This window comes from Acidobacteriota bacterium (assembly GCA_016195325.1).
Classification (GTDB): Bacteria; Acidobacteriota; Polarisedimenticolia; order JACPZX01; family JACPZX01; genus JACPZX01.
Map to the genome: position 1 here is coordinate 18,020 of JACPZX010000033.1, position 14,308 is coordinate 32,327.

Here is a 14,308-nt window from a genome sequence, read left to right on the forward strand (position 1 = left end):
GTCGATTAGATGTCGGACACGCTTGGGGTCGAAACCCTACTGAAGCGAGAGCTTTCGGACGGTGCTTTGGGTCGTCCGTCCGATCGCGTCTCGGGCGAAAAGGGAATAGTAGACCGTCCCCATTCCCGACGGAAAGTTCTGCTTCGCGATCTTCTTCCAGAGTCCGAGCGGCATCGCCCACGTGGTTCCGCGGAGTGAGAATCCCGCGCCTGATGCCACCACCGTGCCCTTGAGGTCCGGCTGCGACGAGAAGACGATCCGGTAGGACGAGTTGTGATTCGGTTCCCAGGTAAGAGTCGGGGGCGGATCCTGCAGCGAAAGGGCTTGACCGTCGGCCGGGCTTGTAACCGCGGCCGTTTTGGCTGGAGCGAGATGAATGATCGTAGTAGCTGCCATCTGTTTCTCGCCTGACAAGCCCCGCCCCTCGACCGACCACGAGACAGAGCCCGAATGTCTTGCCAGACCGAGAATCTCCATCCACGTTCGAGGGCCGGGCATGAAGGCCGTGCCAGCCAACCAAGTGGTCCTGATCGCCCCTCCGGGTTTCTCGGACGCCGCGGGCTTCGTCCAAGTTACTTTGAACCGTTCGGATTGACCGGGCGACCATTCGAACTGAGGCGGATCGTCGTCGGCGTAGAATACAGTCCCGTTCTGAGGCGTGGTTGGTACAATCGCCCGGATGAATCGTACTCCCACCGTTTGCGGCGCGTCGACGCTGAGAGCGCAGAGACCCGTACCTACGCATGCCCCGGACCAGCCATCGAACGACGATCCCGGCTCGGGCGAAGCGGCGAGAGCAACGGCGGTCCTTCCGAAGTAGTCCACCGAACAGAGCGGCGGGCAGGAGATGCCGGTCGGAACACTCGACACCCTTCCGCGACCCAGCCCGGAGAGATTCACCGAGAGGCTGGAATGCGCCGTCTCTGGCACGAAGCTCGCCCAGACGGATTCACCCCGAAACAGACGGAACGAGCAGCTCCCGTCGGGGAGTATCGAGCGGCAGTCGAACTGCCACCCATTGAACCGTGAGCCGGGGTCGGCGTGAGCGTGCAGCGTGATTTGGGTGCCGTAGGGGAATGAAACCGAGCACGTCGAGCGACATGAGACGCCGGCAGGCTCGCTGTCGACGTAACCATGACCGGCTCCATCGATTCCGACGAACAAGCCGCTCTGGTCCTGAGGAGCAGGCGGCTGCGTGTAGAGCACCTGCAGCGTTCCGCCGGAGCCGGCGACGACCATGTCCGGTTGACCGTCGTCATTCAGGTCGCCGACGCCGAGCGCGTGTGGGTTGTACGCGCCGGTGTCCCACACCCGATTCACCACGAACGGAAAGAGGGCCGCGTTGTCGGCGCCAAAGTAGACGCTCACGCCACCCGAGCCGACATGCGCGGTGATGAGGTCGGCTCGCCCGTCGCCATCGAGGTCGGCGATCGCCGAGGAGCCCGGAATCTCGTAGGCGGGGTATTCCACGGACGGCGCGAACGAGCCAAGGCCGTCCTGATAGAAGATTGAAACATACGGATTGTTGATGCCCCTGTTCCCGCCATGGATGACGGCGACGTCGATCAGGCCGTCACCGTTCAGATCTCCCACGGCCATGGCCCTGAGAAAAGCAGTCCTCGGCCCGTATCCGAACTTCTCCGGAGAGTCGAATCCACCGCCGGGCTTCTGCCGCAGGACCGCGAGACGGCGGGACTCGCTGGAACGCGGCCCCGAGTTCGTAGTCAGGGCGACGATGTCATCGAGACCGTCGCCGGTCACGTCGGCGACGGCCAGGTCGACGAAAATGGGGGTGTAGGCTAGGGCAAACTCGATCGGCGCTTCCTGCTGCAGCGCACCCGAGCTGTCCTGGATGAATGGCGTGAGGACCACGTTGTCGTCGTGGACTGCGCCCGCAATCAGGTCGGCCCGGCCGTCACCGTTGAGGTCTCCAATCGCGACGCGCCAGCAATCTGGTGTGGGCCATTTCACGAGCGGCTGGAGAGCTCCATTGGGATCTTGCAGGAACACCCCGGCGAAACTTTGAGCGGCGCCGTAGGAGGCGATCGCCGCATCGGTCCGGCCGTCTCCGTTGAGGTCGCCCAGAGCCACGGACACCACGTCATAGAACGAGAGGGGATCCTCGACCTCGTACCTGATGGGAGCATCCAGCGTACCAGAGTGATTCTGGAGGAATACCTGAACGCTGTGTGAAAGGGCGGGGTCGCTGCTCCGGTCGGTCGTCACGACGACGTCGTTCAGCCCGTCCGAGTTCATGTCCCCGATCGCCACGGCCTGCAGGGACGATCCTGAGACTCCTGGGAGGAACGTGACCTGACTGAAGAGCTGCGGGGCGGCTCCTGCGTCCACCCGGATCGACGTCCGATCGTCTCCCGGGAAGACCAAGGTCGAGTCACCAACCGTCGTCGGCGTCCACGTGGCAGAGTACACGCCGTCGCCGGGCACCGCGTCGCCGTCGAGCCCGTCATCGTTGAGGAGAATCTGCGGGCCGCCGGGTTCGACCGACACTTCCACGGCCCCGGCCGGCTCCGAGCAATCGATGTGCAGGACCGACAGGAGGACGGGCGCGCCCACGGATGCTCTCAACGCCCGACCTGCGGGCGAGAGACGCGCGATGACGACCTTGTTCGAGCAGGTGAGAGATCCGAAGGCGCTGAGCCGCTTGCCGGTGATCGTTCCGGACAGGGAGCTCCGGTCATCGCCGCCAGCCAGGATCAGGTTGCGGATGGCCCGCCAGTCACGAGTTGGATCGGCCGATTTCAGCAGAGCCGCCACGCCGGTCACGTGCGGCGCCGCCATGGATGTGCCGCTCTGCAACTCGTAGGTTTCCCCCGGCCACGTGCTCAGGACGTCGACCCCCGGAGCCCCGAGGTGGACCGACGAGCGTCCTTCGTTCGAGAACGGAGCCACTTGATTCTTGTCATCGGTCGCGGCGACGGCGATGACGTTCGAGAGTGAGTAACTCGCTGGGTAGGTCGCATAGGCGTCGAGGTCGTCCGCATCGTTCCCGGCGGAGGCGACAAAGAGAATTCCGCGCTGAAGGTGCGCGGCTACGGCGTCATGGAGCGCCTGGGAGTAGCCCGCGCCTCCCCAGCTGTTGTTCGTGGCCACGATGTCGACGCCAAGATCCTTCAGGCGGGCGAGGTAGTCGAGGCACTGCACCGCGCCGGAGACGGAGCCTTCACCCTGTGAATCCAGGAACTTGCAGCCAACCAACGAGGCACGCCAGGCCGTTCCCGTGACGCCGATGCCATTGTCTCCAACTGCCGCGATGGTCCCTGACACGTGGGTCCCGTGGCCGTTGTCGTCCTTCGGATCGGAATCGTGGTTCACGACATCGATGCCGTGGCAGTCGTCCGCGTAGCCGTCGTCGTCATCGTCCTGCGCGTTTCCGTTGCAATCACCGGGGTTGTTCCAGACGTTCGCGGCAAGATCGGGGTGCGTAAAATCGACGCCCGTGTCGAGGACGCCGATGACGACCGAGCGTGAACCGGTCGAGATGTCCCACGCATGCGGACCGCTGATTCCAGGCCCCGCTGTGTTGCCGGCCACCCCGGCGTTGAGCAATCCCCACTGCGACAGAAACAGAGGGTCGTCCGGGACACCGTGCGCGTGAACGTTGTAGTCGGGCTCCGCATACAAAACCGTCGGATCCCTGTGGAGCGATTCGATCGCCACGTCGACTTGAACGTCGTTCGGAAGCTCTAGGAGGTGCAGATTTCCGAATCGGGAGTATTTCCTGATCCGCTTGAATCGGCGCGAATCCGTCGAATGCGCGACGCTGAGGTCTGGAGTCTTGTCCCGGAAGCGAACGAGAATCCGATCGGATGCGTGCGGGCGAAGGCGAGGAGTCTTGCGTTCGTTTCGACTGTCGCCGGCGTCCAGCGGCGCGAGCGCGAGTAGCGGCGCGAGCAACGCCACGGTCAAGCCGACGGCTCTCATACGACGCGTCATCATCCCCCCGGCCGTTATTTCGATGCGTCAAGAGTATCTCCGGGATGGATGGATCGGCAAGCGCTCGCCGACGTAGTCCGCTCGATCGGCGCTCCTGCCGAATTCCGCTAACATGCCGCGCCATGGGTCCGGCCACCTCGATCGCCCGCGCGCCGCGGGACCTCGTCTCGATCGCCGCTGCCGCGGGAACGGCCGCGTGGCTCGACGCGCTGCGCGTGACGCGCGGCGCCGTCCCCCCCGTTCCGTGGAGTGAGACAGCCTCCCTCGCCCTCGCGGGAGGCACGTACCTGCTTGCGGCCGCCGTTGCCGCCCTCGCCGCCGTCCACGCCTTCGACGCCGCCCGGTCGATGCGGGGTCGACCGACGCAAGTCTCCGCCCCCGCCAGGGCGGTCGCCGCGTGCGCGGGCGCTCTCGCGCTCCTCGCCGCCTGCGACTTCGATCCCAAGTCCGGCTGGATCGCCGGGGCCATCCTCGCCGCGGTCATCGCGAGCTTCGTCGCGGTGGCCGCCTCCCGCCGCATGCCGGAGGCCGGGCCCGCGGGGCGTGTCGTCGTCCTCGTAATCCTCGTCGCGTCGTGGGGAGGGATGGCCGCCACACACCGCGCCCACGGCGCCCACCTCACCGCGAGCGCCGAGGCGCCCGCCGGCGCGAAACCAAACTTCGTCTTCATCGTGATCGACGCCCTGAGAGCCGACCACCTCGGCCTCTACGGCTACTCCCGCCCCACCTCCCCGATGATCGACCGCCTCGCGAAAGACGGCATCGTCTTCGAGAACGCCGTCGCCCCCTCGGCGTGGACCCTCCCATCGATGTCGTCGATCCTCACCTCCACCTTCCCCGGCCAGCACGGGACCGTGGAGCGCGGCGACACCCTCCCACACGACCTCCCAAAGATCTCGACGACGCTGAAAACAGCCGGCTACGAGACCGCCGCATTCACCGCGAACGCCTGGCTCAAGCGCACCTTCGCCTTCGACGACGGCTTCGACGCCTACGAAGATCTCGATCGCCTGAGCCTCGCGAGACGCCTCCTGGGCGTCGAGCTCAAGAACCTCGTGCTCCGCCGCCTGGACAAGATCCGCCTCGATCCCGAGCTCGTCCCCGTCGCCGAAGACCTCACCTCGCGGGCGGAAGGCTGGCTCGCGGAAAAAGGCGCGAAGCCCTTCTTCCTCTACCTCCACTACATGGACGTCCACGCGCCCTACAACGCCATCCCGAAGTACCACGGAAAGTTCTGCTCCGGGCACCGCTTCGACGTCAAAGATCACTGGCTCGAGAGCCGCTTCCGCGCCGGGCGGTACCGGAACGACGAAGCGGTGAGGGCGCACGTGATCGAGCTGTACGACGAGGACATCGCCGCCACCGACGAGTCGGTGGGACGGCTCATCGAGGCGGTGCGCGCGTCCCCGCTCGCCGCGAGCACGACGATCGTGCTCGTCGCGGATCACGGCGAGGAGTTCTACGAGCACGGCTTCACGACGCACGGGAACAACCTGCACCGCGAGGTGCTCCACGTCCCGCTGATCATGTGGCCGGCCGGTGGCGGCGCGAAAGGGGAGAGGATCCCCTCGCGCGTGAGCACACTCGATCTCTTCCCGACGCTCATCGAGATGGCGGGTCTCCCGGCGCAAGCGCGGGTCGAGGGGATCTCCCTCGCCGGGATTTTTCGTTCCGGAGGCGCCCCGGCCGCCGCCCGGCCGATCGGCAGCCAGCTCTTCGAAGGGGGACGCGCCTGGTCGGCGCTCTACGCCGGCGACGACAAGCTCATCCGCATCCGTCCCCCGGCGTCGGATCCGACCGCGAGGACGCGCGTGAAGCTCTTCCACCTTCGCGCGGATCCGGGGGAGGCCGACGACGCCGCGGCGCGGGAGCCTCAGCTCGCGGCGACCCTGGGGTCGGCGCTCGACGCCTTCGAGAAGGTCTGGGGGATCGCAGGGTCCGGCGGGAGGCGTCCGGGGGAGAAGGTGGACCCCGAGACGCTCAAGCAGCTCAAGGCGCTCGGCTACATCAACTGACGGGAGAGCTCCGTCGAGTCCTCGGGTGGGTCGCTCCCCGGCTCGGGCCACATGCGCTGCGGCGGAGCGAGGGACGTCAGGATCTGCTTCCACGCGGCCAGGGGTACGTTCGGGTCGGCGTCGCTCGGCTCGCCCGACGCGAATCGCCGGTGGAGGCGCTTCAGCGTGTTGAGCGCCGTGTAGAAGGGGCCGCTGCGCCGCCACGTCTCGCGCGCCGACGCTCCCGCGCCCGCGAGGTACGTCTCGACGAACCGTCCGGCGAGGATCTCGTCGCGCCGGCAGAAGTGGTAGAGGGCGTTCGCCAGCTCCTCCGCGCAGGGCTCGTAGGAGATCCGCTGGATGTCGATGGCGACGAGAGCCCCCTCGGGGGTCACGATGAAGTTCCGCCGGTTCGCGTCGTTGAGGCACAGGTGGTACGTGGAGAGCTTGAGGATCATCGGCATCCAGGCGTTGAACCGCGCCCCCGCCTCCTTGACCTCCGCGGGGCCGAGCGTGCCGGCGGCGCCGAGCTCGCGGATCATCCGCAGGGCGGCGGTCATCGTGGTCTTCGCGTAGGGCCTCAGCTCGCCGAGGAGCGTCGGAGCCCCCCACCGCGTCCGCGTCGCGGTGTGGTACCGGGCGAGGAGGCGCGCGACGGCGAGCGCCACCCCCGGCTCGTCGGGGGATTCCAGGGCGCGCGTCCCCTCGATCCACGACTCGGTGGTCGCGTAGCGGGGGTAGCCGTTCGTGCGCGAGAACCGGTTGAAGGGGTGAAGGTCGGCGTGCCTGAGGCGCGGCGCCGGCAAATCGAGACGCTCGAGGTGCCTGAGGGCGATCGACGACCGCCGGGCCCGGCCGAGGTCCGCGTAGAACCGCACCAGGAGCGACGGCGCGCGCTCGATCGTGATCTTCCACGCCGACGAGCTCGTCCCCCCTCCTCCCGGCCGTCCCACGACGAACGGGTGGTTCTCGAGATGCAGGGAGGGGAGGACGACGCCGCTCGCGTAACCGTACACGTCGAAGGTGGTCTCGGACATGGGTGTTATAATCCGGCTCTTGTGATCGGTTGGGTCGACCGCGATGGCGCTTACCGCCGCAACGTAGGCCGGCCGGGCATGAGCTGACCGGCGGATTGAACAATTCCGGCGGCCCGCCGTCAAGCCCCGCGGCCCGGCGGCGGATTTCCACGACATCCATGCGACCTGGAGGCGGACGGCCCATGCGCGTTCTTCACACCGATTTCCATAGAGGATGGGGAGGCCAGGCCGCCCGCGTCCTCATGGTGTGCCGGGAGCTGAAAGACGCGGGGCACGTCGCGACCATCGCGGCCCCCCCGGGGGAGCTGACGCGGCGCGCGCGCGAGGCGGGCCTCCCCGTGGACGACGGGTTCACCTTCGCCCCGCCCGCTCGGGCCCTCTCGTTCCTCGCCGATGGGCGTCGTCTCCGGAGGCTCGTTCTTGGCGGCGCGTTCGATCTCCTCCACACGCACGGGTCGCAGGACACCTGGGTCGCGGCCTCTCTCCGGGCGGTGGGCGCCCTCCCGTGCGCGTTCGTGGCCACGCGGCACAACACCAAGCGGGTCCGCTTCAACGCGGCGAACCGCTGGCTCTACGGCCGCGCCATCGATCATCTCGTTCTGGTCAGCGACAGCGTGCGCGACAACTTCCGCCCCTTCTTCGAGTCCGGCCTCCTCACGGAGGATCGCGTCTCGGTCGCCCACTCGGCGTACCGCGAGGATCTCTTCCACGAGCGGGTCGACGCGGCGCCGGTGCGGAAGGCGCTGGGGATCGAGGGGAACGGGCCGGTCATCGGCGTGCTGGCCCGCCTCGTCGAGGACAAGGGGCACACGCATCTCTTCCGGGCCTTCCGCGAGATCCGGGCGAAGCATCCGGAGGCGGTTCTCCTCGTGGCAGGACATGGGCCGCTCGAGGGGAAGCTGAGGCGCGAGGCCGAGGGGCTGGGCCTCGGTGAGTCGATCCGCTTCCTCGGGTTCCGGGACGACGCCGCGGTGATCACGTCGCTCCTCGACGTCTCCGTCCTCCCCTCGATCGGCTGCGACGCCTCGTCCGCGTCGATCAAGGAGGCAATGGCCGTGGGAACGCCCATCGTCGCGACCGACGTCGGCGGCGCCCGCGAGATCCTGAAGGACGGCGTGACCGGGCTCGTCGTTCCCCCGGGGGACGCCCCCGCCCTCGCGGCGGCCATCCTCTCGGTGGTCGGGGACGCACGGCGCGCGAGAACGATGGGGGAGAGGGCGCGGGAGGACGTGAGGGCGCGGTTCGGCCCGCGGATTCTCGCCCGCGCGGAGCTCGCAGTCTACGAGAAGGTGCTCGCCGCCAGGTCGCACACCCACGCGCCTCCCGCCCCGAGCGCGGCGCGGGCGACGGGAGGGCGGCGTTGAGCCCGACCCTCGCCGAGTCGATGCCGAAGGGAGAGCGCGGCGTCATGCGGATCTACGTCCGCATGATCGGGTACCTCCGCCCGTACTTGCTGCGCGTCGCGCAGGTGGTCGTCCTCTCGCTCCTCGTCGCCGGGCTCCAGATCGGATCGCTCGGCGCGATGAAGCCCCTCTTCGACACCCTCTTCGCGGGCGAGGAGGCCGATTTCAAGCTGGCCCTCGTCGTCACCGACAGCCAGGGGCGCCTCGTGGACGGGATCCGCATCCGGCCGAAGATGCCCGACGGGTGGAAGTCGAAGTTCGGCCGCGAGGGGCGCGTCCTCGAGCACGACGTGCTGACGCTCGAAGGGCGCCGGGAGATGATCGACTACGACATCCCCCTCATGCTGACGAACCGGACGGGCAGGACGATCGAAGGGCTCAACGTCCGCGCCGAGACGATCGGCCGCGGCTGGGACGGGAAGATCGAGATCCCGCCGGGCCTCCGCATCGAGGACGGCGCCAAAACGAAGCTGAACCTGAGGCTCGAGCCCGATCGCCGCGAGCCCCTCTTCCGCGCCCCCATCTGGAAGACGAGCCTCGGCAAGGTCGCCGCCGAGTGGATCCAGACGAACGTCTTCGCGAACAAGTTCCATGCGCTCCTCATCATCTCCGCCTTCATCCTCGGCGCGACCTTCCTGAAGTCGGCGTTCGGCTACTACAAGGGGTACTGGTCCAACTTCCTCGCGCGCCGGACGCTCATGGACATTAGGCGCGAGCTCTTCGACAGCATCATCTCCCAGTCGATCGCGTACTTCGATCGCCGCAAGTCCGGGCACATCATCTCGCGGTTCACGAACTCCCTGAACCAGATGAACAAGGGGATGACGTCGCTCCTCCAGGACGTCGTCCTCGAGCCGATGATCCTCGTCGGCTCCCTCGTCCTCGCCTTCTCGATCAACCCCGGCCTGGCGACGATCGGCATCCTCATCTTCCCGCTCAACTACCTGCTGATCATGGTGACCGGGCGGTGGATCCGCCGCTCGACCGATCGCTCGCTCCGGGAGCGCGCGAACATGGTCACGCTCCTCCAGAAGAGCATCGAGGGGATCCGCATCGTGAAGGCGTTCGTGATGGAGGATCACGAGCGCGAGCGCTTCGAGTCGGCCAACGCCGAGGCCTTCAGGTACGACATGCGCGGGGCGCGCGCCAAGTCGCTCGTGCAGCCGGTGGTCGAGATCTTCAGCGCGGCCTTCATCGTCGTCTTCCTCCTCCTCGGCGGCATGGCCGTCCTCCAGGGGGACATGAGCCCGGGAGACTTCGTCGTCTTCTACGCGGCGATGGTGGCGTGCTACTCGCCCATCAAGAAGCTCAACAACGCCGTCGGCGAGATCCAGGAGAGCGTGGCCGGCGCGGTGGACGTCTTCCTCGAGATCGACCACGTGCCGGATCTGCGGGAGGCCGACGACGCGGTCGAGATCCCCGTGCTCGCCGGGAAGATCGAGTTCAAGGGGGTCTCGTTCGCGTACGATCCTTCGAACCCCGTCCTCCGCTCGATCGATCTCACGATCCGCAAGGGGGAGTTCATCGCGGTGGTGGGCCCCTCGGGGGCCGGCAAGTCGACGCTCGTCAACCTCCTGCCGCGCTTCTACGACGTCGTCTCGGGATGCGTCGAGATTGACGGGCTCGACATCCGGAAGGCGAAGCTCGACTCGCTGAGGCGGCAGATGGGGTTCGTGACGCAGGAGCCCATCCTCTTCCACGACACGATTCTCAACAACATCTCGTTCGGGAACCGCGACGGCTCGGTCGAGGACGTGGAGCGCGCGGCGCGGACCGCGCACGCGCACGAGTTCGTCACGAACCTCCCCGAGCGGTACCAGACCATCGTCGGCGACCGCGGCGTGATGCTCTCCGGAGGGCAGAGGCAGCGCATCGCCATGGCGCGCGCGGTGATGCGCGATCCGGCGGTGCTCATCCTCGACGAGGCGACGAGCAGCCTCGACTCGGAGTCCGAGCGGCTGATCCAGGAGGCGATGGAGACGTTCGTGAAGGGGCGCACCACCATCGTCATCGCGCACCGCCTCTCCACCGTGCTGAAGGCCGATCGGATCATCGTGATGGAGCAGGGGCGCATCGCGCAGCAGGGGACCCACGACGAGCTGATCGCCGCGGGGGGATTGTACCGGCGGCTGTACGAGGTCCAGTTCCGCGACATGCCCGACCTGAACGGCAGCACCGGCGCCGCCGCCGGGACTGGCGCCGACGCCGCGATCAAGGCCGGGGCTCTCCCGCTTCCGGGGGCGACGGCATGACCGAGGCCGCGCTCGCGCGGACGGCGAGGATCGGCTGGACGCTCCACGGGGTCAGGGTCAACGTGGAGTCCGAATCCGGCGAGGCTCTCGCGTACGCCCTCGCGCATCTCGGCGCCTCGGCGGACTCTCTTCCCGCGCCCCATCTCCGGATCTCGCTCTCATGGGCCTGGGGGGCGGCGGCGAAGGCCAGGGGCTCCCTGGACGGCTCGGGGCGCGGCGAGCGGATCGGCAAGGAGCTCTTCGAGACGGACGGAGAGCTCGTCTGGACGCGCGTCCCCGGCTTCGAGGGGCTGACGATCCGCGCGGCGCGGGAGCCCGGCGGTTTTCACGTGAGCGCCTCGTGCGGGTACGCACCGCGCGATCCCCTCTCGCACGTCCGTTACCTCCGCGCGTCGCGCCGCGCGAAGAAGACGCACCGCACCTTCTTCAAGCTGATGTACTACGCCGTCTACTACCCGCTCATCTGGCATTTCGAGAGGACCCGGGGGTGGGGGCTGCTGCACGCCTCCGCGGTGGAGAGGAACGGCAGGGCCATCGTCCTCTCGGGGCTCGGCGGCGCGGGGAAAGCGACGCTCGCCCTCTCGCTGATGGCGGATCCCTCCTTCCGCTTCATCTCCGACAACCTGATTCTCCACGACGAGGAGCGGATCTACTCCCTTCCCGAGCCGGTGCGCCTCGACCCGTCGAGCGTCGCCGCGATCGGCGCGGCGGGGTTCGTCCCGTCGACCTCCGACGTCCCGCCGACGGCCCACCCGAAGCCGACGTACCGCGTCGAGGCGGGGAGGGTCGCGCAGGACGCCGTCGCCGACGCCGTCATCCTCCTCAGGTCGACGAAGCGCGCCGTCATCCGCCCGCTCGGCCCCGAGGAGGCGCTCGCGCACCTCGTCGCGGCCCGCGATCTCGTCCGCGAGGTCGACGGCTATCGCTCCGCCTCCGCCCTCTTCTCGCTCGCGGTCGCGGCCGGATCGGATCGCACGATCGCGCCGGCGCGCCTCTCGGCCCTCCTCTCGCGCTCGCGCGCGTACCTCCTCGGCATCGGCGAAGGGGAGCCGGTGTCGGTCACCCTGGCCCGCATCCGCGAGGTGTGCGCGTGACGCCGGAAACCGGCGCGCCGTCGAAGATCCGCGTCCTCTCGGGCGCGCGGACCCCCCCCGACGCCGAGGCGCTCGGGCGCCTCGAGGCGATCGCGGCCCTCCCGTACGTGGCCGCGCCCGTCGTGGCCCTCGGGGATCTGCACTGGAAGCCGGGGCTCGAGGTCCCGTCGAGCACCGCCACCGCGACGGAGGACGACATCGTCCTCTCCCTCTCGAGCCCCTCGATGAACTGCGGGATGACGCTGGTGAAGACCTCCCTCGCCGCCGCCGAGCTCCAGGACAGCGCCGCCATCGCGCGACTGATGACGGCCGTGAGGGACGAGATCCCCCGCTCGCGGTCGGCCCCGGCCATCACCCGTGACGAGGCCCTCGACTTCGTGATGGGCGGCGGGCGGGCCGCCGCCGCGAGGTACGAGTTCGATCCGCAGTCGATCGCCGGGATGGAGGAGAGGGGCTCCCTCTTCTCGGAGCGGGAGACGGATCGCGCCGCGGTCCTCGACGCCCTCGACGAGGAGTGCCTTGCACGCGGGCGCACGTCGTTCGCCTTCATCGGCGGGGGAAACCACTTCCTCGAGATCCAGATCGTCGAGGAGATCCGCGACGCCGCGGCCGCGGAGGCCCTGGGCCTGGCGGCGGGCCAGATCGTCGTCATGTACCACACCGGCTCGGAGCGGCTCGGCCACGATCTGGGGCGCCTCTACGCCTCGCGGTTGAAGACCTCCTCGAACCGGCGCCGCAAATACTTCTTCCGGAAGATCCCGCTGCACCTCGGGCGGGCCCGCCGCCCCGGCGATCTCTCGCGCCGCTGGCGCTACCACTTCGCGCGCCGCGACTTCATCCCCGTCCCGGCCGGATCCGACGAGGGGCGGCGGCTGATGCTCTCGCTCAAGGCCGCGAGCAACTTCGGATACGCGAACCGCGTGGCGGTCCTCGATCTGGTGCGGCGCGCCTTCACGAGGGCGACCGGGCGCGGCGACGGCGCCTTCGAGGTGATCGCCGATCTCTCGCACAACGTGATCGGGCGCGAGTCCATCGGGGGGAGATCGCTCTGGGTGCACCGGCACAACGCGGTCCGGATCACCCCCCCCTCCCACTGGCCCGAGGGAAGCCTCTACCGGCGCATCGGCCGCCCCTCGATGCTCCCCGGCACGAACCGGACGTCGAGCTATCTCCTGGTCAGCCGCGAGGGTGCCGCCGCCACGCTGAACTCGGCCGACCACGGCGCCGGGCGCACGGTCGAGCGGTTCGAGGAGCTGGGGCTCCTGACGCCGCGCCGCGATCGGCGCACGGTGAAGTTCACGTACCGCTCGGCGATCCCCGAGAGCCTCGTCAACCTCTCCGACGAGGGAGTCGACGAGATCGTCGCCCTCCTCGCCGGGGCCGACGTCGCCGTCCCCGCCGCGAGGCTCCGCCCGATCGCGGTGCTCAAGGGCTGACGCCGATGCCGGTCGCTCCGGTCGTCTCGATCGCCATCGTCACCTACAACGCGACCGACTACGTGAGGCGCTGCCTCGAGAGCCTTCGCGCCCACACGACTCTTCCCCACGAGATCCTCGTCGTCGACAACGCGAGCCGCGAAGACACCCGGGACTATCTCAGGACCGTCGATTTCATCAGGCTGCAGCTGAACGACGAGAACCGCCTCTGGTGCCCGGCGCTGAACCAGGCGCTGGCCACCGCCCACCCGGCCTCGCGGTACTTCATGCTCTTGAACCCCGACGTCGAGGCGCTGCGCGACGACTGGCTCGAGCGTCTCCTCGCCGCGCTCGCCTCGGGGCCGCGCGTGGGCATCACCGGCACGCAGCACAACTACCGTCCTCTCGGCCCGCTCTTCGGTGCGATCGACGGCCACTGCTTCCTCTTCCGCCGCGAGCTCTACGACGACGCCGCGATCGGCCCGCTCGACGAGGCGTACCCGTGGAATGGCTCGCCGTACGTCTTCACCGCGCGCGCGTGGGCGAAGGGTTGGCGCTACCGCCTCGTCCCGCCGCGCCCCGCGATACTGATTCACCACGGCGCGAAGTCGCGGGCCGAGGCCGCCTCCCCGGTCCTCAACAGGAAGATCGACGCCCTCGGGATCCTGAAGGACGCGGGGCTCGACCCGTGGCGCGAGAGCCGGCTCGTGACGCCCTTCCGGCGGGCGCTGATCCGGAGAGGGAAACTACCCGCCGGAAACTGAGCTCATGTCAAAGATCGCTGGTCGCCGAGGTAGACCAGGAACGGCTCCCGCCCCGGGACGACCCCCAACTCCCATCGAAGCGCATCGGGGGCGCGCCCGGAGCAGCGGATCTTCCTCTCGTGCAGCAGCCCCAGATGGTGGCCGACGCACAGCGTCGTGAGGTTCGCCGGGTCGTTCGCCGCGCCTCCCTCCGATAGAAAGACGACGTGGTGCTCGTGGAGCCGCCCCGAACCCATCGACCGGCACCCCGGCGCGGTGCACCGCCACCCATCGCGCTCGAGCGTTGGATTGTCGCGCCTCTGGCGCCGCGTCTCGGCGTTGTCCCACGTCTTCCAGAAGTCCCGGAGGCAGAGCGCGAGGACCTCCCACTCCCGGATCGGCCCGTGCCGTTTCCG

9 protein-coding genes are annotated in these 14,308 nt (G+C 68.6%); 6 read left to right on the top strand and 3 right to left on the bottom strand.

Going from position 1 to position 14,308, the window contains the following annotated elements; translation table 11 throughout:
- Positions 1-36: 36 nt before the first annotated feature.
- The gene (locus HY049_07980; protein MBI3448835.1) at positions 37-3,927 is read right to left on the bottom strand and encodes a S8 family serine peptidase; all 3,891 of its coding nucleotides are present in this window, start codon (positions 3,925-3,927) and stop codon (positions 37-39) included.
- 149 nt (positions 3,928-4,076) lie between these two features.
- Between HY049_07980 and HY049_07985 the strand changes: the two genes are divergently transcribed.
- Positions 4,077-5,969 (top strand): sulfatase, encoded by a 1,893-nt coding sequence (locus HY049_07985; GenBank protein MBI3448836.1) that lies wholly within the window; start codon positions 4,077-4,079, stop codon positions 5,967-5,969.
- On the opposite strand, the gene HY049_07990 is transcribed toward HY049_07985, so the two are convergent.
- Complete coding sequence (locus HY049_07990) at positions 5,957-6,985, bottom strand: aminoglycoside phosphotransferase family protein (GenBank protein MBI3448837.1); 1,029 nt, start codon at positions 6,983-6,985, stop codon at positions 5,957-5,959. The two genes, HY049_07985 and HY049_07990, sit on opposite strands and share 13 nt — an antisense overlap.
- 182 nt (positions 6,986-7,167) lie before the next feature.
- Between HY049_07990 and HY049_07995 the strand changes: the two genes are divergently transcribed.
- From HY049_07995 to HY049_08015, 5 genes are read left to right on the top strand one after another with little or no spacing between them, the layout of a single operon-like run.
- The gene (locus tag HY049_07995) at positions 7,168-8,349 is read left to right on the top strand and encodes a glycosyltransferase family 4 protein (protein ID MBI3448838.1); all 1,182 of its coding nucleotides are present in this window, start codon (positions 7,168-7,170) and stop codon (positions 8,347-8,349) included.
- On the top strand, positions 8,346-10,640 hold the full coding sequence (locus HY049_08000) for an ABC transporter ATP-binding protein (GenBank protein MBI3448839.1): 2,295 nt from the start codon (positions 8,346-8,348) through the stop codon (positions 10,638-10,640). The genes HY049_07995 and HY049_08000 overlap by 4 nt, the downstream gene beginning before the upstream one ends.
- On the top strand, positions 10,637-11,734 hold the full coding sequence (locus tag HY049_08005; protein MBI3448840.1) for a hypothetical protein: 1,098 nt from the start codon (positions 10,637-10,639) through the stop codon (positions 11,732-11,734). The genes HY049_08000 and HY049_08005 overlap by 4 nt, the downstream gene beginning before the upstream one ends.
- Complete coding sequence (locus HY049_08010; protein ID MBI3448841.1) at positions 11,731-13,170, top strand: RtcB family protein; 1,440 nt, start codon at positions 11,731-11,733, stop codon at positions 13,168-13,170. Before HY049_08005 ends, HY049_08010 begins: the two co-directional genes overlap by 4 nt.
- Before the next feature lie 5 nt (positions 13,171-13,175).
- On the top strand, positions 13,176-13,913 hold the full coding sequence (locus HY049_08015) for a glycosyltransferase (protein ID MBI3448842.1): 738 nt from the start codon (positions 13,176-13,178) through the stop codon (positions 13,911-13,913).
- 2 nt (positions 13,914-13,915) lie between these two features.
- Here HY049_08015 and HY049_08020 read toward each other — a convergent pair.
- Positions 13,916-14,308 (bottom strand): hypothetical protein (locus tag HY049_08020; protein MBI3448843.1); only part of this gene is annotated, 393 nt, incomplete at its 5' end.